Genomic DNA, 22,505 nt, shown 5'->3' on the forward strand with positions numbered 1-22,505 from the left:
ATCGATTTGAGTTTCTGGAAAAATAAAAACGTATTTGTCACGGGATGCACAGGTCTTTTAGGAAGCTATTTGGTGAAAGAGCTGATCGAACAGGGCGCAAACGTTACGGGGCTAGTCAGGGATCATGTGCCTCAATCCAATCTTTATCAGGGAGAACATATCAAGAAAATGAATATCGTGCGGGGCTCTCTTGAGGACTTGGCTGTGATTGAACGCGCGCTTGGCGAGTATGAGATCGACACAGTCTTTCATCTTGCTGCACAAGCGATTGTCGGCGTGGCAAACCGCAACCCGATTTCTACCTTTGAAGCGAATATCCTCGGCACCTGGAATATTCTCGAAGCCTGCCGCAAGCATCCGTTAATTAAGCGGGTCATTGTCGCTTCAAGTGATAAAGCTTACGGCGATCAAGAAAACCTTCCATACGATGAAAACATGCCGCTGCAAGGCAAGCACCCGTACGACGTCTCAAAAAGCTGCGCAGATCTGATCAGCCACACCTATTTTCACACGTACGGGCTTCCGGTCTGCATTACGCGCTGCGGAAACTTATACGGCGGCGGAGATTTGAACTTCAACCGCATCATTCCTCAGACGATTCAGCTTGTGCTGAACGGGGAAGCGCCGGAAATCCGAAGCGACGGCACATTTGTACGGGACTACTTCTATATTGAAGACGCCGTTCAGGCTTATCTGCTTCTTGCAGAAAAAATGGAAGAAAACAATTTTGCCGGAGAGGCCTTTAACTTCAGCAATGAGATCCAGCTGACCGTACTTGAACTGGTAGAGAAAATATTAAAGAAAATGAACAGTAATCTGAAACCTAAGGTGCTGAATCAGGGAAGCAATGAAATCAAACATCAATATTTATCCGCGGAAAAAGCAAGAAAGCTGCTGAATTGGACACCGGCCTACACTATTGATGAGGGACTTGAAAAAACGATTGAGTGGTATACGGAATTCTTCAAAAAGTAATGTGAAACGAGGTGAACAAGACTGTGACCAGCGCGTATTGCACCGTTTTATCAAAAGGAAGATTATATCAGGCAGTCGCTTTGTTTAAGTCGTTAGAGCAAGTTGATCAAGACAGTCCCATTTTTATACTTTGCATGGATGAAGATACGCACCGCGTGTTACAGAAGCTGAAGATGAAGCAGCTGAACCTTGTGCCGGTGGCCGCTCTTGAAAATGAAATGCTGCTGAAGCTGAAGGAAACTAGAGATCAAAGTGAGTATTGCTGGACGATGAAGCCGATCTTTCTGCAAGCTGTGCTGAACAGCAATCCTGAGCTGGAGCGCGTGACGTATATTGACGGGGATCTCTTTTTCTATGCAGATCCATCGCCGATTTTTGAAAACCAGCCGGACTGCTCGGTGCTGCTTTCACGGGGGGATATTGTAATCCCTTCTTTTGAGAAAGAGCAGATTGACATGCTGCAGCGTCTTTTAGGCAGATATAATTCCGGGTTTATCAGCTTCAAGCATGATGATGCAGGCACGGATTGCTTGGAGTGGTGGAAGGAACGCTGTCTTGAGGAATGCAAAAATGCACCGGGTGAAGGGAAATTCGGTGATCAGGGCTATTTGGATTATATGTCTGAGCTGTTTCCGAATGTGTGTGACATTACAACACCCGGCGTGAACATCGGCCATTGGAATTATGGACAGCATACGTTTTCCTGGAAAGATGGCCGGATCGTGCTGGAGGATGGCAGTCCGCTGATCTTTTATCATTTCAGCGGATACCGAATCGTCAGCATCAATGAAATCAAACAGATTCATGAAACAACCCGCACAGATCTGCCGTTTGTGCATGAACTGTATCAAGAGACACTGCCGCATATCATTCAGCACATCAAAACGTTAGACCCTGAATTTAACGGTTTTGCTTCAAAAGATGACAACAAATAAATGAGTAAATACAGGAAGTGAAAATGAAGTGAAAGCAAGCGTTATTATTCCTGCATATAATTCAAAGGAGCGCCTTTACAACAGCCTTCTGTCACTAAACCAGCAGGAGTGCGATGAAGAATTCGAAGTCATTGTAGCGGACAATGGCTCTGAGGACGGGACGCTCTCGATGCTTGAGTCATTTCAAGCTGATTTTCCGCTGATCTTTACACGGATTAAAGAAAACAGGGGCATTGCGTACGGACGAAATCAGGCGCTTCGCAATGCCAGAGGAGACATCCTGATTTTCCATGACAGCGATATGCTTGCGGCAAAGGACCTTGTGGCAAAACATATTAAAGCCCATGAGAACGAAGAGAATCTCGTCGTGTGCGGGTTGTTTTGGAAACGGATCTACAGTTTTTATTATGAACGGTTTGAAGAAGAACATAAGGAACAGCTCGCAAAGCTCACAGGTGAAATGCCGAAGAAAGACAAACAAAAGCTGCTGGAGGAAGCGGACATCAAAAACGGAAGCTTTCTTGATAAAAGCTTTGACCTCGATACCGACTTTATAGACGTGCTCAAGAAGATTTTAGATGAGTACGGCGATGACTTGAAAGGCTATCATATGCCATGGCGCTTTTTTATCACGAATAATTCCTCTGTGAAACGCAAGCATGTGGTTGACCTCGGTTTATTTGACGAAGGCATTGTGCGGTACGGGTTTGAGGATTATGACCTCGGGATCAGGCTTCATCAGGCCGGATTGACCTTCAGGCTTCGCCGCGATATTGTCAGTGTTCATCAGGAACATCCAAGCAATTGTAAATCTGTAGACGATATTCGGGCAAACATTGCCTATATGTGCGATAAATACAATAACATCCGCTCCTTAGACGTTCATCTCGCTTTTAATGGGCCGTTCCCGCCTGACATGACGAACAGAATCATGGCTGATATTCAAAAGCTGCTGGAATCACAGAAATATGATATACTGCTGAATCTGTTTCTTGAACTTCTGCATGTTGTTAAAGAGCGCAACATTGATCCGGATTGGCGAAAGAAATCCCCAAGGGTGACGGCGAAAAGCTTTGATTTGCAAACTGTCCGCAAGCTTCTGCCTAAGGCGAAGAAAAAGCTAGGCGTGAACGATTTTGCCAACGCACTGTATGCGCTTGTCAACGATTTGCTGCACGTGGATCTTAGATCATTGGATGTGGTATAAGTGAGTACATTTCATTTTTCAACGATAGTGTCAAGGACACATATCTTTAAGCTCATGCCTATGATTCATTCTCTCCATGAGCATTGCGATGATTTTCATTTATATGTGCTGTGTGTCGACCAGAAAGCGTATGAATTGCTTCAGCACGTTCCATGGGAGCATGTAACCTTTGTGCAGCTGCATGAAATGGAAGACCCGGAGCTGTTGAAAGCGAAAAGCAACAGAACGTTTCATGAATATTGCTGGACGTTAAAGCCTGCCTTTTTGTTTCATGTGATGAGCAAGTGGGATGACGCTGAATACTTTGCCCATATGGATACGGATCTATTTTTCTTTTCTGATCCGGCACGTATTTTTGCAGAAAACCCAACGGCGTCTCTGTATTTGACTGATCATCGTAATTCGCCGCGCTTCATGTCCTACTACGACCGAACCGGACGCTTTAATACAGGCTTTGTCGGTGCCGGTAATACAAAGGAAGCATATGAAGCGGTGTGGCAGTGGAGACAGGACTGTATTGAATTTTGCACGGTCGAAATGGATACGGAACGAAAGACATATGGTGATCAAAGATATGTGGAGAAATGGCCGGAGCAGTTTAAAGGTGTTCATGTTGTCAAATCAATAGGAGCCAATACAGCGCTTTGGAATATCGAAAACTATAAGGTCGGGCAAAAGGACGGCCGCGTGTATATAGATGAAACGCCGCTGATTTTCTATCATTTCTCTGGGTTTACACTGGTGACAGAAAAAGAGTTTAATCTTTGCTGGTACTACCGGATTGAAGACGAAGCGACAATTGAGATGATTTATATGCCGTATATATTAAATCTGAAAAGATGGATTGATGAAATACAGTCGGCGTTTCCGGACTTTGCGGATGGCTTTATCCCGAAGCACGCAGTGCCTGACACTCATTTTATCCAGCTGGATTAAAAAACCCCCTGCCGCCTGGCAGGGGTTTTTTCAGCTATGCCATTCTCTCAGCTTCTGGTCACTTGGCAATAGGAAGGCAAGGATGCCGAGAACAGGGAGAAAGGCAATGGCGATCATCGTCGGGGTCAGGCCCGCGGCGTCAATCAGAGCGCCCAGCGCCACAGCGCCGATTGCGCCCATCCCGAAGGCAAGCCCGACGGTTAAACCGGACATTGTGCCGATTTTTCCAGGAACTAGCTCCTGTGCGTAGACGACCGTTACAGAAAAGCTCGACATCAGAACCAAGCCAATCAATGCGAGCACGCCATAGGCGAGAACCGGGCCGGCAAATGGCAGCACAATCGCCAGCGGCGCCGAGCATAACAGCGAACCGAGAATAACGAAGCGTTTTCCAAAACGGTCTGCAAGCGGGCCGCCGAGAAACGTGCCGATCGCGCCGAACAGCAAGAAGACAAAAATATAGCTTTGTGCCTGCTGAATGCTTACGTGATATGTATCCATCGCGTAAAACGTGTAAAAGTTACCGATCGCACTCGTATACCAAGAACGAGCAAAAATGAGAAATATAATAATAATAAGAGCAGATACAACAGATTTGGTGATGGCCGTGTTTTCAGCCGTTTTCTTTTGCTTGCCTGATTTCTGGGCAAGGCTGCCGAGACGTGAGGCGTACCATTTCGCAATATACATGAGAAACATAACAGCAAGCGCGGCGACAAGCGTGAACCAAACAGCGCCGAATTGCCCGAGCGGCACAAGGATCAGCGCGGTGATCAGCGGCGCCATCGCCTGGCCTGAGTTTCCGCCCACCTGATAAATCGACTGGGCGAGCCCGCGTTTTGTGCCGGCGGCCATATACGCCACACGGGAGCCCTCCGGATGGAAAATGGCCGAGCCTAATCCAATGAAAAACACACAGCATAAGATCGTTATGAATGACGGGGCAAATGCAAGGCCCAAAATGCCAAGCATGCTGGCGGTCAAACCGACTGGCAGCGCATACGGCCGCGGCCGTTTATCGGTATACCAGCCGACAACAGGCTGCATGACGGATGACACCATGTTTAATGTGAAAGCGATGATGCCAAGCTGTGTAAACGTCAGGCTCATGGAGCGTTCCAAAATAGGGAACATGGCCGGAATCACAGCCTGAAGCGAATCGTTGAGCATATGGCAAATTCCGATAATAATCAAAATCGGATACACCGTGGTGCCTGGTTTTTGAACTGTTTTTTCTTTTAACGGGGCGGCGATAGCCAATTGAGTCTCCTCCTTACATATATAACCAAAGCATACCACCATATTATTCATAAGGTGAAGAATTTATCAAGAGGAAAAAAGACTCTTATAAATATTAGCAGCTGACGGTATTTTCGATATTCAAAATGTGATATAGCTCTTCAAGCTTACGAATCTCATAGGTTGGTATGATCTCTGGCACATTCGGCTTCATGTCAGGGTTCATCCAGCAAGTATCAAGCCCGGCGAGCTGTCCGCCTTTGATATCAGCAGTTAGTGAATCCCCGATGATTAATGTGTGCTCTGCTGAAAATTGAGGAATCCGTTCAAACACGTAATCGAAATATTCCTTCATCGGCTTTTGGAAGCCTGTGTCTTCAGAAACGAAAATGTCTTTGAAGAATGGAAATAATCCTGAATCATGGAGACGCTTATATTGTGTGTGAGACACACCGTTTGTCACGATGTACAAATCATACTGTTGCTGCAGATTTGAGATGAGATCAAATGCACCGTCAATAAGCTGATGTCCTTCTTCAAGAAAGCGGCGGTATTTTTGCTCAAGCAAGGCGCCGTCCGCTTCGTAACCGTACTCCTTGAGCAAAGCGGAGAAACGTGTGTTTACGACTTCATCCCGTGTCATCTTACCTTCTTCAAAGGCTCTCCAGAGACCTTGATTGATGGTTTTATACTGCTCCTTCATGTCATTTGTTAAAGGAATGTTCTGATCTTCAAACAGCAAACGCAGGGCTAAAGCTTCTGCCGCTTGAAAATCAAGGATGGTATCATCTACATCAAATAATAAAGTGCGGTATCGTTTCATCTGTGTGTCTCCCTTTCTCATATGTATTCAAAGTATAGCACATAAAAAAAGGAAAAAGCCGGCGGGTGAGGCACCGCCGGCTGAAAAGAGATTATTTGTTTAATAAGCTGTGTTTTCTCGAATATAGGAAGTAAACCAGCGTTCCGACAGCGATCCAGATGACAAATGAAAGCCATGTGACGCCGGGAAGGCTGTACATGAACCAAAGGCAGATGCCTGCGCTGATAATCGGCACAACCGGAACGAATGGCACTCTGAAGGACGCTTTGATTTCAGGATGTTTCTTTCTTAACACAATGACAGCAATGGAAATGACCGTAAACGCGGCAAGTGTTCCCATGTTCACCAGATGGGCCAGCGTTCCGAGGTTAATAAAGCCGGCGATTCCCGCTGCAACGATCCCTGTCAGCCATGTGTTGCGGAACGGGGTTTTAAATGACGGATGAACCTTTGCGAACAATCCAGGCAGAAGGCCGTCTCTGCTCATGGCAAATGTCAAGCGGACCTGTGCGTACAGCAAAGCGAGCATCACCGTCGTAATCCCGATAATCGCACCGACAGAAATAATTCCGGCAACAGCGTCCTGTCCGACGAATTTCAGCGCAAAGGATACAGGATCTCCGACATTCAATTTGGCATAAGGCATCATGCCTGTCAGCACAAGCGATACCGCGATGTACAGAACCGTACAGACGGCTAGAGCTGAAATAATGCCGACGGGCATGTTTTTTTGCGGATTTTTCACTTCCTCTGATGCGTTAGAAACCGCGTCAAACCCAAGGTACGCGAAGAATACAGTGGCAGCGCTAAGTATGACGCCTTTCATCCCGAATGGCATAAAAGGAGACCAGTTATCCGGTTTCACATAGCCGATGCCGACAATAATGAACAATAATATGATCGCGATTTTCATCAGTACGATGACGTTGTTAAAGCGTGTGCTTTCCTTGACGCCTCTGCTGACAATCGCAGTGATGAGGAGAATGATCACCGCAGCCGGAAGGTTAAATACGGCGCCCGCCGTGCTTCCCGGCGCTCCTGTCAGTGCAGCCGGAATATGAAGATTGAAGCCGGCAAGCAGTGATTGAAAGTATGAAGACCAGCCGGTGGCAACCGCCGACAGTGCAATGACATATTCAAGCATGAGATCCCATCCGATCAAAAAGGCGAGCAGCTCTCCAAGTGTCACGTATGAGTATGAGTACACGCTTCCCGAAATCGGAATGGAAGACGAAAACTCAGCATAACAGAAAGCAGCCAGCGCACAGGCGAGCCCCGCTAAAATAAACGATATGATGAGGGCGGGACCTGCACCGGTCGCTGCCACTGTTCCTGTAATGACAAAAATCCCTGTACCGATGACACAACCGATACCGAGCAAGGTTAAATCAAATGCGCTTAACGTACGGGCAAGGCTTTTTGACTTGCTCTGCGCACTCAATGTTTCAAGCGGTTTTTTTCTAAATAATGAACTCATCAAAAGTTCCTCCTAGAAATATTCAAAATATTCTAATCATTATATGCAGTTCTTGTTGTATTATATTGTCGAAATTTGACGCAGTCAATAAAATATTTTTCTGCTTTAAATGATAGAAGCGAAACAGCGTTGTCGTATCATAGGATAGTAATTTTTACTAATCGTATATTCAATTTTATGCAAGATGAACCGATAGAAAAAATAGATTCGCCCATATTTTGATTTGCGGTTATAAAGGAGATGCTGACCATGTTTCAATATGAAGAGTTGAATAAACAGTTTATCGGCGGGAAATGGCAGGAGGGCAGCAGCCCAAATGTATTGGAAAACAAAAATCCTTATACTCAAAAAACATTCACAACATTCCGTAAAGCGACTGCTGACGATGTAGATGAAGCGTACAGGGCAGCGGCGCTGGCGAAGAAAAAATGGGATGCGGTCAATCCGTTCGAGAAAAGGACCATTTTAGAAAAAGCCGTCACGTATATCGAAGAGAACGAAGAAGCCATCATTTATTTGATTATGGAAGAGCTTGGCGGAACAAGGCTCAAAGCAGCTTTTGAAATCGGTCTTGTCAAAAACATCATAAAAGAAGCGGCAACGTTCCCTGTCCGCATGGAAGGCAAAATTCTTCCGTCCACAATAGATGGCAAGGAAAACAGATTATATCGCGTGCCGGCAGGTGTTGTCGGTGTCATCAGTCCGTTTAACTTCCCATTCTTTTTATCTATGAAATCAGTGGCGCCTGCACTCGGAGCCGGCAATGGCGTTGTGCTAAAGCCGCATGAGGAAACGCCGATTTGCGGCGGAACGCTGATTGCGAAAATTTTTGAGAACGCGGGAATTCCAGCGGGGCTGCTGAATGTTGTTGTCACAGACATTGCCGAAATCGGCGACAGCTTCGTTGAGCATCCAGTGCCGCGGATCATCTCATTTACCGGTTCTACGAAAGTCGGCAGCTACATCGGACAGCTTGCGATGAAGCATTTTAAAAAGCCGCTTCTTGAGCTTGGCGGGAACAGTGCCTTCATCGTACTTGAGGATGCAGATATAGAATATGCGGTCAATGCGGCGGTGTTCAGCCGATTTACACATCAAGGACAGATTTGCATGTCAGCCAACCGCGTGCTTGTTCATTCTTCTATTTATGACAAGTTCCTTGAGCTGTACCAGGCAAAAGTGGAATCGCTGAAAGTCGGCGACCCAATGGATCCTGATACGATTATCGGGCCATTAATCAACAGCAGACAGACGGACGGGCTGATGAAGTCTGTTGAGAAAGCAATTGAAGAAGGCGCCGTACCAGTGAAGCTTGGCGGATTTAACGGGACGATCGTGGAACCGACGATCTTAAAAGACGTCAAACCGTTCATGAGCATTGCCAAGGAAGAGCTGTTCGGACCAGTCGTCTCCTTTATGAAGTTTGATTCAGAAGACGAAGCGGTGGATATCGCAAACGAAACCCCGTTTGGCTTGAGCGGTGCCGTACATACGTCAAATCTTGAGCGCGGCGTGGCTTTTGCGAAACGCATTGAAACGGGCATGATTCACGTCAATGACACGACCATCAATGATGAACCGAATGTAGCCTTCGGCGGTGAAAAGCAATCAGGCCTCGGCCGATTAAACGGTGAGTGGAGCCTCGAAGAATTTACAACGCTGAAATGGATTTCGGTCCAGCACGAAAAACGCAGCTTCCCTTATTAATGAAAAGGAGTGAATGGAATTGACCATAAATACGGAAAAAGAAACCGCAGATATTCTGGACGCATTTATCAAAGTAGCCCCTTATTTAAACAGCCTGGTTCAGGATGATATTACAATCGGCATTTATGATACGGAAAAACTGCTCGTGAATATACCGGCCAAAACCTTTTCGCTGAACGTAAAAGCCGGCGATCCGCTGCAGGAAGGGGATATTATCACTGATGCCATCCGCAGCAATCAGAAGAAGACGAGTATGGTTCCGAAAGAATTGTTCGGCTTTCCATTGATCGCGCGTGCCATCCCGCTGCACGACGAGAATGGAAGAGTCATTGGAGGCGTCGGCCTCGGAACGAGCCTTGAGGAGTCGTCAAAGCTGCATGATGTGGCGGAAAGCTTATCGGCTGTCGTTGAACAAACGGCCGCGGCTATTTCCGACATTTCTGAATCAATTAACGGGTTTTCAACTCAAATGTCGGGCATTTCCTCTCAGGCGAAAAAAGTAAGCGAAAGCGCCGGTGAAATCGCCGATATTTCAGTAACTGTTAAAGGCATCTCGGACCAAAGCAATCTGCTAGGCTTGAATGCCGCGATCGAAGCGGCAAGAGCAGGGGAGTCCGGAAAAGGCTTCTCTGTCGTCGCAGATGAGATCAGAAAGCTAGCGACGCATTCAAAAGAAAATGTCGGCCAAATTGACCAGATTACGAAAAAAATCCACAGCCTGCTGAAAGGGCTGGAGGAATCCATTGAGTCGATTAATCAGCATACAGACGGACAAGCCGCTGCCGTTGAACAAATTTCCGCCACAATGCAGGAGATATCAGGAAGCGCGCAGCATCTTGCAAAAATGGCTGAAAAAGCGCTTGAGGAAGAGTAAAAGACCGGGGACAAACGTCCCCGGTCTTTTTCTATCCTGCATTTCCATGAAATTCGTCTGACGTTTTACTAGTTTTATTCCAGCGGCTGATTTAAAATGTACACATGAACTTACGTGAGGATTGATAGGAACCATGAGCATATTAAAAGCGGAAAATCTTTATAAAACATACGGAGATAAAACATTATTTGACCATATCTCCTTTCATATTGAAGAGAATGAGAGAATCGGATTAATCGGGCCGAACGGAACAGGAAAATCAACGCTGCTGAAAGTGATTGCCGGCTTGGAATCTACCGAAGAAGGAGAAATCACGAAATCCGGAAGCGTGCAGGTCGAATTTCTTCATCAAGACCCGGAGCTGCCTGCGGGGCAAACAGTGCTGGAGCATATCTATTCCGGTGAATCGGCTGTGATGAAAACCTTGCGTGAATATGAAAAAGCGCTGTATGAACTGGGGAAAGATCCCGAAAATGAACAGCGCCAGAAACACCTGCTGGCAGCACAAGCGAAAATGGACGCAAACAATGCATGGGATGCAAACACCTTGGCAAAAACCGTATTGTCTAAGCTGGGCGTCAACGACGTAACAAAACCGGTCAATGAGCTCTCAGGCGGCCAGAAAAAACGGGTGGCCATTGCCAAAAACTTAATTCAGCCCGCTGATTTGCTCATTTTGGACGAGCCGACAAACCATTTGGATAATGAAACGATTGAGTGGCTTGAAGGGTATTTAAGCCAATATCCCGGCGCCGTCATGCTGGTGACGCACGATAGATATTTCTTAAACCGTGTCACCAACCGCATTTATGAGCTTGAAAGAGGCAGCCTCTACACGTACAAAGGCAACTATGAAGTGTTTTTAGAAAAACGCGCGGAACGGGAAGCGCAGGCTGAGCAAAAGGAAACGAAGCGGCAAAACCTGCTGCGCCGCGAGCTGGCCTGGCTCAGACGAGGAGCGAAAGCCCGCTCCACAAAACAAAAGGCGAGAATTGACCGGGTAGAGTCGCTTAAAGAGCAGAAAGGCCCTCAGTCATCAGGTTCACTCGATTTTGCCATTGGCTCGCACCGTCTCGGAAAACAGGTTATTGAAGCGGAGAACGTCATGATCGCTTATGACGGCCGCATGCTCGTCGACCGTTTTAATGAACTTGTCATACCAGGTGAACGGATCGGGATCATCGGGCCAAACGGCATCGGGAAAACAACGCTGTTAAATGCCCTTGCCGGCCGTCATACGCCGGACGGAGGCGATATTACGATCGGACAGACGGTCAGAATCGGCTACTATACTCAGGATCATAGTGAAATGAACGGTGAGTTAAAGGTCATTGACTATATAAAAGAAACGGCGGAGGTCGTAAAAACGGCAGATGGCGATATGATTACAGCTGAACAAATGCTCGAGCGTTTCCTCTTCCCGCGTTCGATGCAGCAGACGTATATCCGCAAGCTGTCCGGCGGGGAAAAACGCCGTTTATACTTGCTTCAGGTTCTCATGCAGGAGCCGAATGTCCTGTTTCTCGATGAGCCGACGAACGATTTGGATACTGAAACATTAAGCGTTCTTGAGGATTATATTGACCAGTTCCCTGGCGTCGTCATCACCGTATCCCATGACCGCTATTTTCTTGACCGCGTCGTCGACCGTTTGATTGTATTTGAAGGAAATGGCGTCATTTCCCGCTTTCAAGGCTCCTATAGCGACTATATGGAGGAGTCAAAAGCGAAAAAAGCGGCCCCAAAACCGACAGCTGAGGAAAAAACGGCTGAAGCCGAGCCGAAGAAAAAACGGAAAAAGCTTTCTTACAAAGACCAGCTGGAATGGGATGGCATCGAAGATAAAATTGCCCAGCTGGAAGAAAAGCATGAGCAGCTCGAAGCTGACATCGCCGCAGCAGGCAGTGATTTTGGCAAAATCCAAGAGCTGATGGCCGAGCAGGCGAAAACTGCGGAAGAGCTTGAGGCTGCGATGGACCGCTGGACAGAATTGTCCCTCATGATCGAAGAACTGGAAAGCTAAAAAGCGTGGCCGCAGCAGGCCGCGCTTTTTTTCACATAATGGACAAAAACGAACCGGCCTGCTTATGTTAGGATAAAATTGTGTGTCAGCGGCACATGGAAAACTAACGGAGATGATGAAGTATGACATGGGCGATCGTGATGTTAATTCTCATGAGTCTGGTGAAAATCGTATTAACCTGTCTTCCTACAGGCGTCATAGAATGGCTGCTCAGCAAATTTGAAGTGCACGCCAAGCTGAGTGGCGAAAATGCGAGTCTCTCTCTAGATGGAAAACGCCTCGAGGGTGCAGAGAAGCAGAAAGTGATTGATCAATTTAACGAAGCTGTCTTCCTGGAAAAATATTATATCTATCCAGGTGATGAAGAGCGTTATTTACATCCGGAAAACGGCGGCACGCCGCTGGTGATAGATACAAAAAAAGGAAAAAGAGACGTGAAGCTGTTCGTGTACCGCTACGACGACCATATCGACGTCGTGAAACAGTACAAGAAGAAAGTGATCGCGTATCGAGTGCTTTCTGAAAGCCTTCAAAAAGAGTCTCTGTCAGTGGCGGGAAGTTTAGCTTAAACAGGAAAGTGAAAGACGGGTGCTGTATGCTACTCGTCTTTTTTATTGTTTTTTAAACCTTAACGTTTACGTTAAGGTTCAAAGGGTGTATAATGGTAACAGAAACGGCGAAGGGGGATTTACCTTGGAATGGATGAAGATTGATCAAGTGGCCAAAAGGAGCGGACTGACAAAGCGGACCATCCGGTTTTATGAAGAAATCGGCTTGATTCCGGCGCCGAAACGGACAGACGGCGGTGTAAGGCTTTATTCAGAGGATGATATGGAGGAGCTTGAGAAAGTCATCAGCACAAAAGAGGTGCTCGGTTTTTCCCTTCAGGAGCTTCAGCATTTCATGGAAACCAGCCGCCAGCTAGAGTTAAACAAAGAGGGGTATTTGTTGTCACTGGATCCTAAGGAACGGAAAGAAAAACTGGAGGAAATTCAGGAAACCCTGAATCACCAGCTGAGTTTGATTGATGAGAAAATCCGCACATTCCAAAGCTTTAAAGAACGCCTGCAAGGCATGAAAGGCAAAGCGGAACGCGCCATTCAATCAATCGAATGAAAAGTTTGCCAAACGCTATTTTTGTAGCGTTTCTTTTAATGGAATAAAGATGGAGGTCAGGTCAAATGGATAAGACAAAACAAGTGAATCAGAAAACAGGCTTGCTCAGCCAGCCAAAAGCGGTATGGGCTGTCGCATTTGCCTGTGTGATTTCCTTTATGGGAATCGGGCTGGTCGATCCAATTCTTCCGGCCATTGCCGCACAATTACATGCTTCACCTAGTGAAGTATCACTCTTGTTTACAAGTTATTTGCTTGTAACCGGATTTATGATGTTTTTCTCAGGAGCCATTTCCAGCCGCATCGGCGCGAAATGGACATTAATTCTCGGACTTATTTTTATTATTGTGTTTGCGGGGCTTGGCGGCAGCTCAAGCTCAATCGCTCAGTTAGTCGGCTATCGCGGCGGCTGGGGATTAGGGAATGCTTTGTTTATTTCAACAGCGCTTGCGGTCATCGTCGGCGTATCAGTCGGTGGCAGCGCCCAAGCGATTATTTTGTATGAGGCTGCGCTCGGTCTCGGGATTTCTGTCGGACCGCTTGCAGGCGGAGAGCTTGGAAGCATTTCATGGCGCGCGCCGTTTTTCGGAGTATCTGTCCTGATGTTTATTGCGTTAATCGCGATTTCTTTCATGCTTCCGAAATTGCCGAAACCGGCGAAACGCGTCGGTGTGTTTGATGCGATGAAGGCGCTAAAATATAAAGGCCTTTTAACAATGGCGGTATCGGCATTCTTATACAACTTTGGATTTTTTATTTTGCTTGCTTATTCTCCGTTCGTTCTGGATTTAGATGAACACGGTCTTGGATATGTCTTCTTCGGCTGGGGCCTTCTGCTGGCGATTACGTCAGTCTTTACGGCGCCGCTCGTGCACAAAGCGCTGGGCACAGTGCGTTCGCTCGTCGTTCTCTTTATCGCCTTTGCGGCCATTCTCGTTATTATGGGGATCTGGACAGACCATCAGACTTTGATTATTACATGTATCGTTGTCGCTGGTGCTGTCCTCGGTATGGTGAATACGATCATGACAACCGCTGTGATGGGTTCTGCGCCGGTTGAACGTTCAATCGCGTCTTCAGCCTACAGCTCAGTCCGCTTCATCGGCGGCGCGCTCGCCCCGTGGATTGCAGGAATGCTGTCAGAACACTTTACTGCAAGCACACCATATACAGTAGGCGGAATCGTCGTTTTTGTCGGCATGCTTGTCCTTCTCATGGGACGTAAACATCTTGCTGGAATTAAGGCGGGGCATTAATAACGAAAGACACTGCGAAGATGCAGTGTCTTTTTTTAATCGTGGAATTTCCCCATTACTACCGTATTATAGTAATTTCCGTCAGAAAGCAATTTCTCCTTTTTTAAGATTCCTTCTGCTTCAAATCCTTTCGTTTGTTTCCAGGACATTCAGTGAGATTTTTTTAATTCCGTTGGCATCCGCTTCGGTCAGGCATTGATGCGGCTGGGATTTATCTTGCAGAAGCTGAGAATGTGTCCGTTCATTTACGATTGCCATTTCAAGTGATGGTTCATGCTGTAGAGGGGACGTTTGCCATAGATAAGGCAAAACCGACGAATATGATCAGAAATGTTTAGAAACGCTCTATCAATACATACACAGCGTCATGAAAAACAGCTTTTCGCCCGAGTGGTTTACCGCTTGGGCAGATGAGGAGGATTTTGAGCTGTCTGCCAAAAGAGAGCTGACACTTGATGAATTCACATCTCCATTTTAAAAGACAGAGAGCTTTTGAGAATCGTTCAGAATAAACGGCAGTAAAAAACCCGCCCTTTAGCAGGCGGGTTTTTTTATAAATTAAAGCACTTTCGTCGTCCAAGACTCGCAGTTCCACGTTTCTGTCGCAATATCCATATAAAAGTCTGGCTCGTGGGAAATGAGCAGAATGGAGCCTTTATATTCTTTCAGGGCGCGCTTGAGCTCTTCCTTGGCATCGACATCCAAGTGGTTTGTCGGCTCATCGAGCACCAGCAGGTTTGTTTCTGAGTTGATTAGCTTGCACAATCTGACTTTCGCTTTTTCGCCTCCGCTTAATACGGAGACGCGGCTTTCGATATGCTTTGTCGTCAGTCCGCATTTTGCCAGAGCGGCACGGATTTCATACTGCGTATAAGAAGGGAATTCGCTCCATACTTCTTCGATGCACGTATTGTTGTTTGTTTCCTTGACCTCTTGCTCGAAATAGCCGGTATAGATGTGCTCACCGCGTTCTACAGAGCCTTCGAGCGGCTGGATTTCACCAAGCAAACTTTTCAACAACGTCGTTTTTCCGATCCCGTTTGCGCCGTAAAGGGCGATTTTTTGGCCGCGCTCCATGCGGAGGTTGAGCGGACGGGACAGCGGGGAATCGTAACCGATCACGAGGTCCTTCGTTTCAAAAATCAGCTTGCCTGACGTTCTCGCCGGCTTAAAGTGGAATTCCGGCTTTGGCTTTTCTGCCGCAAGCTCGATCATATCCATCTTATCGAGTTTCTTTTGGCGGGACATCGCCATGTTTCTCGTGCTGACGCGCGCTTTGTTGCGGGCGACGAAATCCTTCAGCTCTGCGACTTCCTGCTGCTGCTTTTTATAGGCCGCTTCAAGCTGTTGTTTCTTCACCTCGTAGACTTCCATAAACTGATGGTAGTCGCCGACATAGCGTGTCAGCTCTTGATTTTCAACGTGATAAATCAGGTTGATGACACTATTCAAGAACGGAATATCGTGGGAAATCAGGATGAACGCGTTCTCGTATTCCTGCAGGTAGCGTTTCAGCCATTCAATATGCTGTTCATCAAGATAGTTGGTCGGCTCATCGAGAAGCAGAATTTCCGGCTTTTCAAGGAGCAGCTTAGCGAGAAGGACCTTTGTGCGCTGTCCGCCGCTCAAATCGGTGACATCTCGCTCTAAACCGATATCGCTCAAACCGAGACCGCGGGCAATTTCCTCCACCTTGGAATCAATGACATAAAAATCATTGTTTGTCAGCGCGTCTTGAATGACGCCGACTTCTTCAAGCAGCTTCTCGAGCTCATCGGGATCAGCCTCGCCCATTTTGTTGTATATCTCGTTCATTTCCTCTTCCATCGCAAATAAATAATGGAATGCATCTTTCAGGACGTCGCGAATAGATTTTCCTTTTTCCAGCACGGTATGCTGATCAAGGTATCCGACACGGACGTTTTTTGACCACTCGACTTTTCCCTCATCAGGTTCAAGCTTTCCGGTAATAATATTCATGAAGGTTGACTTTCCTTCACCGTTTGCGCCGATCAAGCCGACGTGCTCGCCTTTTAACAGGCGGAAGGAAACGTTATTAAAAATGGCCCGGTCCCCGAAGCCGTGGCTTAAATCCTTTACAGATAAAATACTCATGTTTACACCTCTATCGTTATCAAACACGCACAATCGGCGTGTAATATTCACCCTTTTGATTATAAAGGAGGATTCGGAATGTTGAAAGGTATAGGAAAGAAAAAGAAAAATTGCGTTCCGGGCGAGGTTTTGAGATACTATGGAATAGATTTCAGGAATTGAGGAGAACAAAATGACGCAAACTTGGCCATTTTTACATAATGCACAATCATTTATACAAGAGAATTGGAATGCTTCCGGCTTTCAAACGCCAACCCCTGTTCAAGAGCAGGCAGCCCAGCTGATCATGGACGGAAAGGATGTCATTGCAGAATCGCCGACAGGCACAGGGAAGACGCTGGCGTATGCGCTGCCGGTCTTGGAGCGGATCAAACCAGAGCAAAAGCATCCGCAGGCGGTGATTTTAGCGCCTTCCCGTGAGCTGGTGATGCAGATTTTTCAGGTGATTCAGGATTGGAAAGCGGGCTCAGAGCTGCGCGCGGCTTCCTTAATCGGCGGGGCGAATGTGAAGAAGCAGGTCGAAAAGCTAAAGAAACATCCGCATATCATTGTCGGCACGCCAGGCAGGGTATTTGAACTGATTAAAGCAAAGAAACTCAAAATGCATGAAGTGAAAACGATTGTACTTGATGAAGCGGATCAGCTTATCCTGCCGGAGCATCGCGAGACGATCAAACAAATTATTAAAACGACATTAAGAGACCGCCAGCTTCTATGTTTCTCTGCCACGCTTAAAAAGGAAACAGAGGATGTGCTCCGCGAATTGGCGCAAGAGCCTGAGGTGTTGAAGGTGCAGCGAAGCAAGGCAGAGGCAGGGAAAGTGAAGCATCAATATCTCATTTGTGACCAGCGTGACAAAGTAAAGCTGCTGCAAAAGCTGTCAAGGCTTGAAGGCATGCAGGCACTCGTATTTGTGAGAGACATTGGCAACCTGAGTGTATATGCGGAAAAGCTGGCATATCACCACGTTGAACTCGGCGTTTTGCACAGCGAAGCGAAAAAAATGGAGCGGGCGAAAATCATTGCCGCATTCGAAAACGGAGAGTTTCCTCTTTTATTGGCGACTGACATTGCCGCACGCGGTTTAGACATTGAAAACCTGCCATACGTGATTCATGCTGATATTCCAGATGAAGATGGCTATGTCCACAGATCAGGACGAACAGGCCGGGCCGGAAAAGAAGGCAACGTGCTGAGCCTTGTGACAAAATTGGAGGAATCAAAGCTGAAAAAAATGGCGAAGAAGCTTGGTGTTGAGCTGAGTGAAGCTGTGTATGCAGGCGGAAAACTGAAGACGAAATAAAAAGGAGGGCGGAAAGCCCTTTTTTTGTTGTAAAATAATAGAAAAGATTTTGCGCGGAGGTGGGAAAATGGCTTCAATAGACAGGTTTCAAGTAATGCAGGAGCCAGAGCTGAAAATACTTGAACACTGGTTTGAGAATGAGGATACCAGACGGAGAATGGATGGGATGCTGCCATTAGATGAGTGGTACGCACGAGTAAATAAAGATAAACACGATACTGTCATCATGGCGTATGATGGACAGCTGCCGGCAGGGATGGTCGTTATTGAGTTCGGAGAGGAGCGGACGTATATTGGATTGATCGTCAATCCTTTGTACCGGCTTCAAGGGTACGGAAAACGGATACTGCAAAAGCTGATGACCGAACCTGATTTTACTAGCGTGCGAGAATGGGTGGCATGCATTGAAGAAGACAATCGAATCAGTTTAGCTTGCTTTCAAGCAGCAGGATTCACTTTAGAAGACACGGAACCTGATGAAGATGGTTTTCTTACGCTGATTCTTCGCAACTGATCTCATCGAAACACAAAAGGAGGGCAAAAAGCCCTCCCGTTTTCATCTTCATTCAGCTCGGATCACTGACCTTGATCAGCTGTTTCCCTTTATTTTCTCCCTTAAATAAACCGAGAAACGCGTCAGGAATGTTTTCGAAGCCTTCTGTGATGGTTTCCTCGTAATGGAGTTTACCAGCCTTCAGCCATTCGGCCAGCTGTTTTGCTCCCTCAGAAAAACGATCGGAGTAGTCGCTTACGATAAAGCCTTGCATCAGCGACTTCGTTTTAATGAGTTTTGATTGGACACGAGGGCCCATGTCATCTGCTTCGCTTTTTGCGTTATAGGAAGAAATGGCGCCGCACACCGGAATGCGGGCAAATTCATTGAGCAGATTCATCACCGCGTCTGAAATCGGTCCGCCGACATTGTCAAAATACACATCGACACCGTCAGGACAAGCGTTTTGAAGCGCTTTTTGGATATCATCCGCTGTTTTGTAATTGATGGCTTCGTCAAACTGAAGCTCCTGTTTTAAATAGTCGATTTTTTCATCAGAGCCCGCGATGCCGACGACTCGCGCGCCTTTGATTTTGGCAATTTGCCCGACTGTTGAACCGACGGCTCCAGCAGCTCCGGAGACAACCACGGTTTCGCCTTCCTTCGGGCGTCCGATGTCCAGCAATCCGAAGTATGCTGTTAAGCCGGTCATTCCCAAAATGCCGAGATAGGCCGAAGCGGGAGCAAGGCTTGTATCAATTTTTCGCAAGGCAGACTCGCTCACAGCGGAAAATTCCTGCCAGCTGAGATTTCCGATGACGATATCGCCTTTTTTCAGATGATTCCCGTCTGACACAACTTCAGCGATAACCCCGCCAGAAAGCGCTTTATCCAAGGCGAACGGCTCAACATATGACTTCGTATCCTGCATACGGCCGCGCATATAAGGGTCAACCGAAACATAAAGCGTTTTGACAAGCACTTCCCCTTGCTTGGGTTCAGGAACCGGAATGGTTTCAAAGCGAAAGTCTTCATGAACAGGAATACCTTGTGGACGTCTTGCTAATTGAATTTGCTGCTGAGATGCTGTCATTTTCATCCTCCTATTACTTGGTTGACACCACTGTAACATGGACAGGAGAGGAAATACAAAAGGTAAGCTGGCAAACAAAAAAGGAGAGGGGCTCCTCTCCTTTTCATTTCGCCCGTAATTTCGGGCACAGTCCCGTCGGCAGGCACATTGGCTTCTGGTCGATCGGGCTTCTCATGATGCAGCATTCCAAGCCGAAGACTTCACGGAAAAATGGCTGGGTGAACACATCTTCCGGTGTTCCGGCGTTGTATATTTTTCCGTCCAGCACACTGATCAGATAGTCAGCGTATTGAGCGGCTTGGTTTAAATCATGGAGCACCATGACAACGGTGCGGCCATGGTCGCGGTTCAGCTTTTTCAGCAGTTCAAGTACTTCAATCTGGTGTGAGATGTCTAAATACGTGGTCGGCTCATCAAGCAAAAGCAAATCAGTGCCTTGCGCAAGTGCCATGGAAATCCAGGCTCTTTGTCTTTGGCCGCCTGAAAGGGCATCCAGCGTCCGATCCTTCAGTTCAATCATGCCCGTTGCTTCCAGCGCCCACTCTACCATGTCATGATCCTCTTGGGTATGCTTGGATAACAGCTTTTTGTGAGGATGTCTGCCAAAATAGCATAATTCCTCTACCGTCAATCCTTCAGGAGCCTGAGGAGATTGTGGAAGAATGGCCAGTTTTTTTGCGACTTCTTTTGATGGCTGGCGGTGGATGTCTTTTCCTTCTAGTAGCACTGTACCGCTTTTCGGGGCCATCAGCCTGGCGAGCGATTTGAGGATTGTTGATTTACCGCAGCCATTAGCGCCGATGAGCGCAGTGATTTTTCCTTCTTCTATCTTTAAGTCGACTCCGTCAATAATCACTGTACTGTCATATGAAAGAGTGAGCTGGTCTGCAGCCAGTTTTCCCATGGTATCCTCTCCCTACTGTTTCCTCGCTTCGAATTTCAATAAATATAAGAAATAAGGCGCGCCGATTACGGCTGTCAGTATTCCGGCAGGTATTTCAACCGGAGGCATGATGCCGCGCCCTAACGTATCTGCAATTAATAATATAATAGCACCAATCAATGCCGATGCAGGCAGTAAATATTTAGCTTTTTCTCCGGTAAGCCGTCTGGCGATATGCGGAGCAAGCAAGCCGATAAAACCGATTGAGCCGACGACGGCTACACAGCTTCCCGCCAGCGCCACCGCGGTGAAAATCAGGATGAATCTCAGCCGGTTTGCGTTTTCTCCGAGACCCTGTGCAAGCTCATCCCCGAGTGACATAAGATCCAGCTTCGGTATGAGTATGCAGACGATCGGAAAAAGAATCAAAAGCCATGGCGCAAGCAGCTTGACTTCTTCCCAGTTTCTTCCCCAGAGGCTTCCTGTCAGCCAAATGAGTGCAGCATTCACGTCGCCCGGAAACTTGACCATCATATATTGCATTCCGGCGTGGCAGACCGCGCCTAAAGCAATGCCTGATAAAGCCAGTGAAGAGGGCTGAATGCTCTTTTTTCGGGCTATCATTAATAATAGTACAGCAATAATGGCGGCTCCGGCAAATGCGGAGAACGGAAGCACGTATACCGGCGACTCAGGAAAGATGAGAATCACAGCCATCGCTGCAAGTCCGGAGCCTTTTGAAATGCCGACAACGTCCGGGGAAGCGAGCGGATTTCGGATCACACCCTGTAAAATCGCTCCGGCAGCGGCAAGCCCAGCCCCGGCCAAAATCGCTAATATGATGCGGGGCAGACGATATTGCTGGATGATAAATTCAAAGGAATGATCCAATCCCAGCAGATTCGTCACTACCGCATCAGGTGAAATGTATAATGCACCGATTCCAATGCTGATGACGGACAGAACGATCAAAATCACGGCCAATATGAGTATCGCCAGCAAGGGGCGTTTTTGTTTTCTGGTTGTTTTCTTCATTTCAGATGCCGCCCTTTCCTTGCCAAATATAAGAAAAACGGCGTTCCGATAATCGCGGTGACAATGCCGACCGGTGATTCATAAGGAAATGCAATCCATCTGGCCAGAACATCTGCGTACACCAGCAAAATGGCACCGAACAGTGCCGAAAACGGAAGCACGTATTGATAATGTTCTCCGATCAGCTTGCGGACAATATGCGGGACGAGCAGCCCGACAAAGCCAATCGGCCCGGCGACGGCTACGGAAGCGCCGGAAAGGATTAAAATAATCAAACTGATCAGAATCCTGATGCCGTTCATATTTTGTCCAAGCCCTTTTGCTGTTTCGTCTCCGAGACCGAGAACAGAAACAGAACCGGAAAATACGAGGGCAAGCCCGATGCCAATGACAGAAAAAGGAGCGATGGTTATGACATCCTGCCAGTTGCTGCCGTCGATTGCGCCTGTCATCCAGTACAGAACATCCTCACCTGACTCATTTAAAATAATGATGGCCTGTGTCATAGAGGAGAGGAACAAATGCACGGCCATTCCTGACAGCGCCAGCTTGACAGGTGTCATTCCGCCGGATGAGGCAATCATATATACAATCGCGCCGCCTGCTGCCGCACCCGCAAAAGCGAATATAACAGATGAATAGGGCGATGCCGGCAGAATGACGAGAGAAGCAACAACAAAAAGCGATGCACCCGCATTCACACCGAAAATTTGGGGTGAAGCCAGAGGATTTCTGGTCATAGCCTGCATCAGCGCCCCTGCTACAGCTAGGCTGGCGCCGACAAAAACGCCGATTAAAGTGCGGGGAAGGCGAAGAGTAGAGATGATGAGCTGTTCCTTTGAACCGTCCCATACAAAAAGATATTTCAATGAATCTATGATGCCGATGTCTGAGGCTCCTACTGAAAGATTCAGCCCAAGCCCAAATATAAAAATAATCAGTGCAATGATAAACATCATCAGTCTTGATGATGAGCGCCGTTTGGCTGAATGATACAACAGTCTCACTTCCTTAC

20 protein-coding genes and 2 pseudogenes are annotated in these 22,505 nt (G+C 47.2%); 13 read left to right on the top strand and 9 right to left on the bottom strand.

All coding sequences use genetic code 11. The features are described 5' to 3' along the window. Window positions 1-6: 6 nt before the first annotated feature. From MKY50_RS04015 to MKY50_RS04030, 4 genes are read left to right on the top strand one after another with little or no spacing between them, the layout of a single operon-like run. Window positions 7-975, top strand: coding sequence for a GDP-mannose 4,6-dehydratase (locus MKY50_RS04015; protein ID WP_341116211.1), 969 nt, complete (start codon window positions 7-9; stop codon window positions 973-975). A 23-nt stretch (window positions 976-998) separates the two neighbouring features. Next, entirely contained in the window at window positions 999-1,910 is a 912-nt protein-coding gene (locus tag MKY50_RS04020; protein ID WP_014476099.1) for a putative nucleotide-diphospho-sugar transferase, read from the top strand. A gap of 28 nt (window positions 1,911-1,938) precedes the next feature. After that, window positions 1,939-3,117, top strand: coding sequence for a glycosyltransferase family 2 protein (locus MKY50_RS04025; RefSeq protein ID WP_029317509.1), 1,179 nt, complete (start codon window positions 1,939-1,941; stop codon window positions 3,115-3,117). Beyond that, window positions 3,118-4,053, top strand: coding sequence for a putative nucleotide-diphospho-sugar transferase (locus tag MKY50_RS04030; protein WP_015252589.1), 936 nt, complete (start codon window positions 3,118-3,120; stop codon window positions 4,051-4,053). 30 nt (window positions 4,054-4,083) lie between these two features. Here the strand turns inward: MKY50_RS04030 and MKY50_RS04035 are convergent, their stop codons facing one another. The 3 genes from MKY50_RS04035 to MKY50_RS04045 form a co-directional block, all read right to left on the bottom strand. Then, window positions 4,084-5,313, bottom strand: coding sequence for an MFS transporter (locus MKY50_RS04035; protein ID WP_003243467.1), 1,230 nt, complete (start codon window positions 5,311-5,313; stop codon window positions 4,084-4,086). A gap of 94 nt (window positions 5,314-5,407) precedes the next feature. Then, a complete protein-coding gene (locus tag MKY50_RS04040; protein WP_116316373.1) occupies window positions 5,408-6,115 on the bottom strand; it encodes a YjjG family noncanonical pyrimidine nucleotidase in 708 nt (235 codons plus the stop codon). A gap of 91 nt (window positions 6,116-6,206) precedes the next feature. Further along, window positions 6,207-7,592, bottom strand: a complete 1,386-nt coding sequence (locus MKY50_RS04045; RefSeq protein ID WP_003233771.1) for an amino acid permease — start codon at window positions 7,590-7,592, stop codon at window positions 6,207-6,209. Between the two features lie 249 nt (window positions 7,593-7,841). On the opposite strand from MKY50_RS04045, the gene yfmT reads away from it, so the two are divergent. From yfmT to MKY50_RS04075, 6 genes are all read left to right on the top strand, one after another. Next, complete coding sequence (gene yfmT / locus MKY50_RS04050) at window positions 7,842-9,299, top strand: benzaldehyde dehydrogenase (protein WP_341116212.1); 1,458 nt, start codon at window positions 7,842-7,844, stop codon at window positions 9,297-9,299. A 469-nt stretch (window positions 9,300-9,768) separates the two neighbouring features. Further along, the gene (locus tag MKY50_RS21710) at window positions 9,769-10,173 is read left to right on the top strand and encodes a methyl-accepting chemotaxis protein (protein WP_369888597.1); all 405 of its coding nucleotides are present in this window, start codon (window positions 9,769-9,771) and stop codon (window positions 10,171-10,173) included. 133 nt (window positions 10,174-10,306) lie between these two features. Then, complete coding sequence (locus MKY50_RS04060; protein ID WP_192858302.1) at window positions 10,307-12,196, top strand: ABC-F family ATP-binding cassette domain-containing protein; 1,890 nt, start codon at window positions 10,307-10,309, stop codon at window positions 12,194-12,196. A 122-nt stretch (window positions 12,197-12,318) separates the two neighbouring features. Next, window positions 12,319-12,765, top strand: a complete 447-nt coding sequence (locus MKY50_RS04065; RefSeq protein ID WP_163130956.1) for a YfmQ family protein — start codon at window positions 12,319-12,321, stop codon at window positions 12,763-12,765. A 124-nt stretch (window positions 12,766-12,889) separates the two neighbouring features. Continuing rightward, a complete protein-coding gene (locus tag MKY50_RS04070) occupies window positions 12,890-13,312 on the top strand; it encodes a MerR family transcriptional regulator (RefSeq protein WP_014479143.1) in 423 nt (140 codons plus the stop codon). Between the two features lie 65 nt (window positions 13,313-13,377). Next, on the top strand, window positions 13,378-14,568 hold the full coding sequence (locus MKY50_RS04075; protein WP_015252583.1) for an MFS transporter: 1,191 nt from the start codon (window positions 13,378-13,380) through the stop codon (window positions 14,566-14,568). 35 nt (window positions 14,569-14,603) lie between these two features. Here MKY50_RS04075 and MKY50_RS04080 read toward each other — a convergent pair. After that, window positions 14,604-14,766 (bottom strand): annotated as a pseudogene (locus MKY50_RS04080) (GNAT family N-acetyltransferase); the annotation flags it as partial. A 109-nt stretch (window positions 14,767-14,875) separates the two neighbouring features. Between MKY50_RS04080 and MKY50_RS04085 the strand changes: the two are divergent. After that, window positions 14,876-15,017: pseudogene (locus MKY50_RS04085) on the top strand (hypothetical protein); the annotation flags it as partial. A 109-nt stretch (window positions 15,018-15,126) separates the two neighbouring features. On the opposite strand, the gene MKY50_RS04090 reads toward MKY50_RS04085, so the two are convergent. After that, window positions 15,127-16,683 (bottom strand): ABC-F family ATP-binding cassette domain-containing protein, encoded by a 1,557-nt coding sequence (locus MKY50_RS04090; RefSeq protein ID WP_014476110.1) that lies wholly within the window; start codon window positions 16,681-16,683, stop codon window positions 15,127-15,129. 172 nt (window positions 16,684-16,855) lie between these two features. Here MKY50_RS04090 and MKY50_RS04095 point away from each other — a divergent pair, with 172 nt between their 5' ends. Continuing rightward, complete coding sequence (locus MKY50_RS04095) at window positions 16,856-17,986, top strand: DEAD/DEAH box helicase (RefSeq protein WP_015252580.1); 1,131 nt, start codon at window positions 16,856-16,858, stop codon at window positions 17,984-17,986. A 67-nt stretch (window positions 17,987-18,053) separates the two neighbouring features. Next, complete coding sequence (locus MKY50_RS04100; RefSeq protein WP_015252579.1) at window positions 18,054-18,500, top strand: GNAT family N-acetyltransferase; 447 nt, start codon at window positions 18,054-18,056, stop codon at window positions 18,498-18,500. A gap of 52 nt (window positions 18,501-18,552) precedes the next feature. Here the strand turns inward: MKY50_RS04100 and MKY50_RS04105 are convergent, their stop codons facing one another. From MKY50_RS04105 to fecD, 4 genes are all read right to left on the bottom strand, one after another. Beyond that, on the bottom strand, window positions 18,553-19,572 hold the full coding sequence (locus tag MKY50_RS04105) for an NADP-dependent oxidoreductase (protein ID WP_033883243.1): 1,020 nt from the start codon (window positions 19,570-19,572) through the stop codon (window positions 18,553-18,555). 103 nt (window positions 19,573-19,675) lie between these two features. After that, on the bottom strand, window positions 19,676-20,476 hold the full coding sequence (gene yfmF, locus MKY50_RS04110) for a Fe(3+)-citrate ABC transporter ATP-binding protein YfmF (RefSeq protein WP_003233737.1): 801 nt from the start codon (window positions 20,474-20,476) through the stop codon (window positions 19,676-19,678). Between the two features lie 12 nt (window positions 20,477-20,488). Continuing rightward, window positions 20,489-21,490, bottom strand: coding sequence for a Fe(3+)-citrate ABC transporter permease YfmE (gene yfmE / locus MKY50_RS04115; RefSeq protein ID WP_003243506.1), 1,002 nt, complete (start codon window positions 21,488-21,490; stop codon window positions 20,489-20,491). Next, window positions 21,487-22,488 (bottom strand): Fe(3+) dicitrate ABC transporter permease FecD, encoded by a 1,002-nt coding sequence (fecD, locus tag MKY50_RS04120; protein WP_015482945.1) that lies wholly within the window; start codon window positions 22,486-22,488, stop codon window positions 21,487-21,489. Before fecD ends, yfmE begins: the two co-directional genes overlap by 4 nt. Between the last annotated feature and the right edge of the window lie 17 nt (window positions 22,489-22,505).

The sequence above is a fragment of the Bacillus sp. FSL R7-0685 genome (assembly GCF_038002425.1).
GTDB classification, from domain to species: Bacteria; Bacillota; Bacilli; order Bacillales; family Bacillaceae; genus Bacillus; species Bacillus subtilis.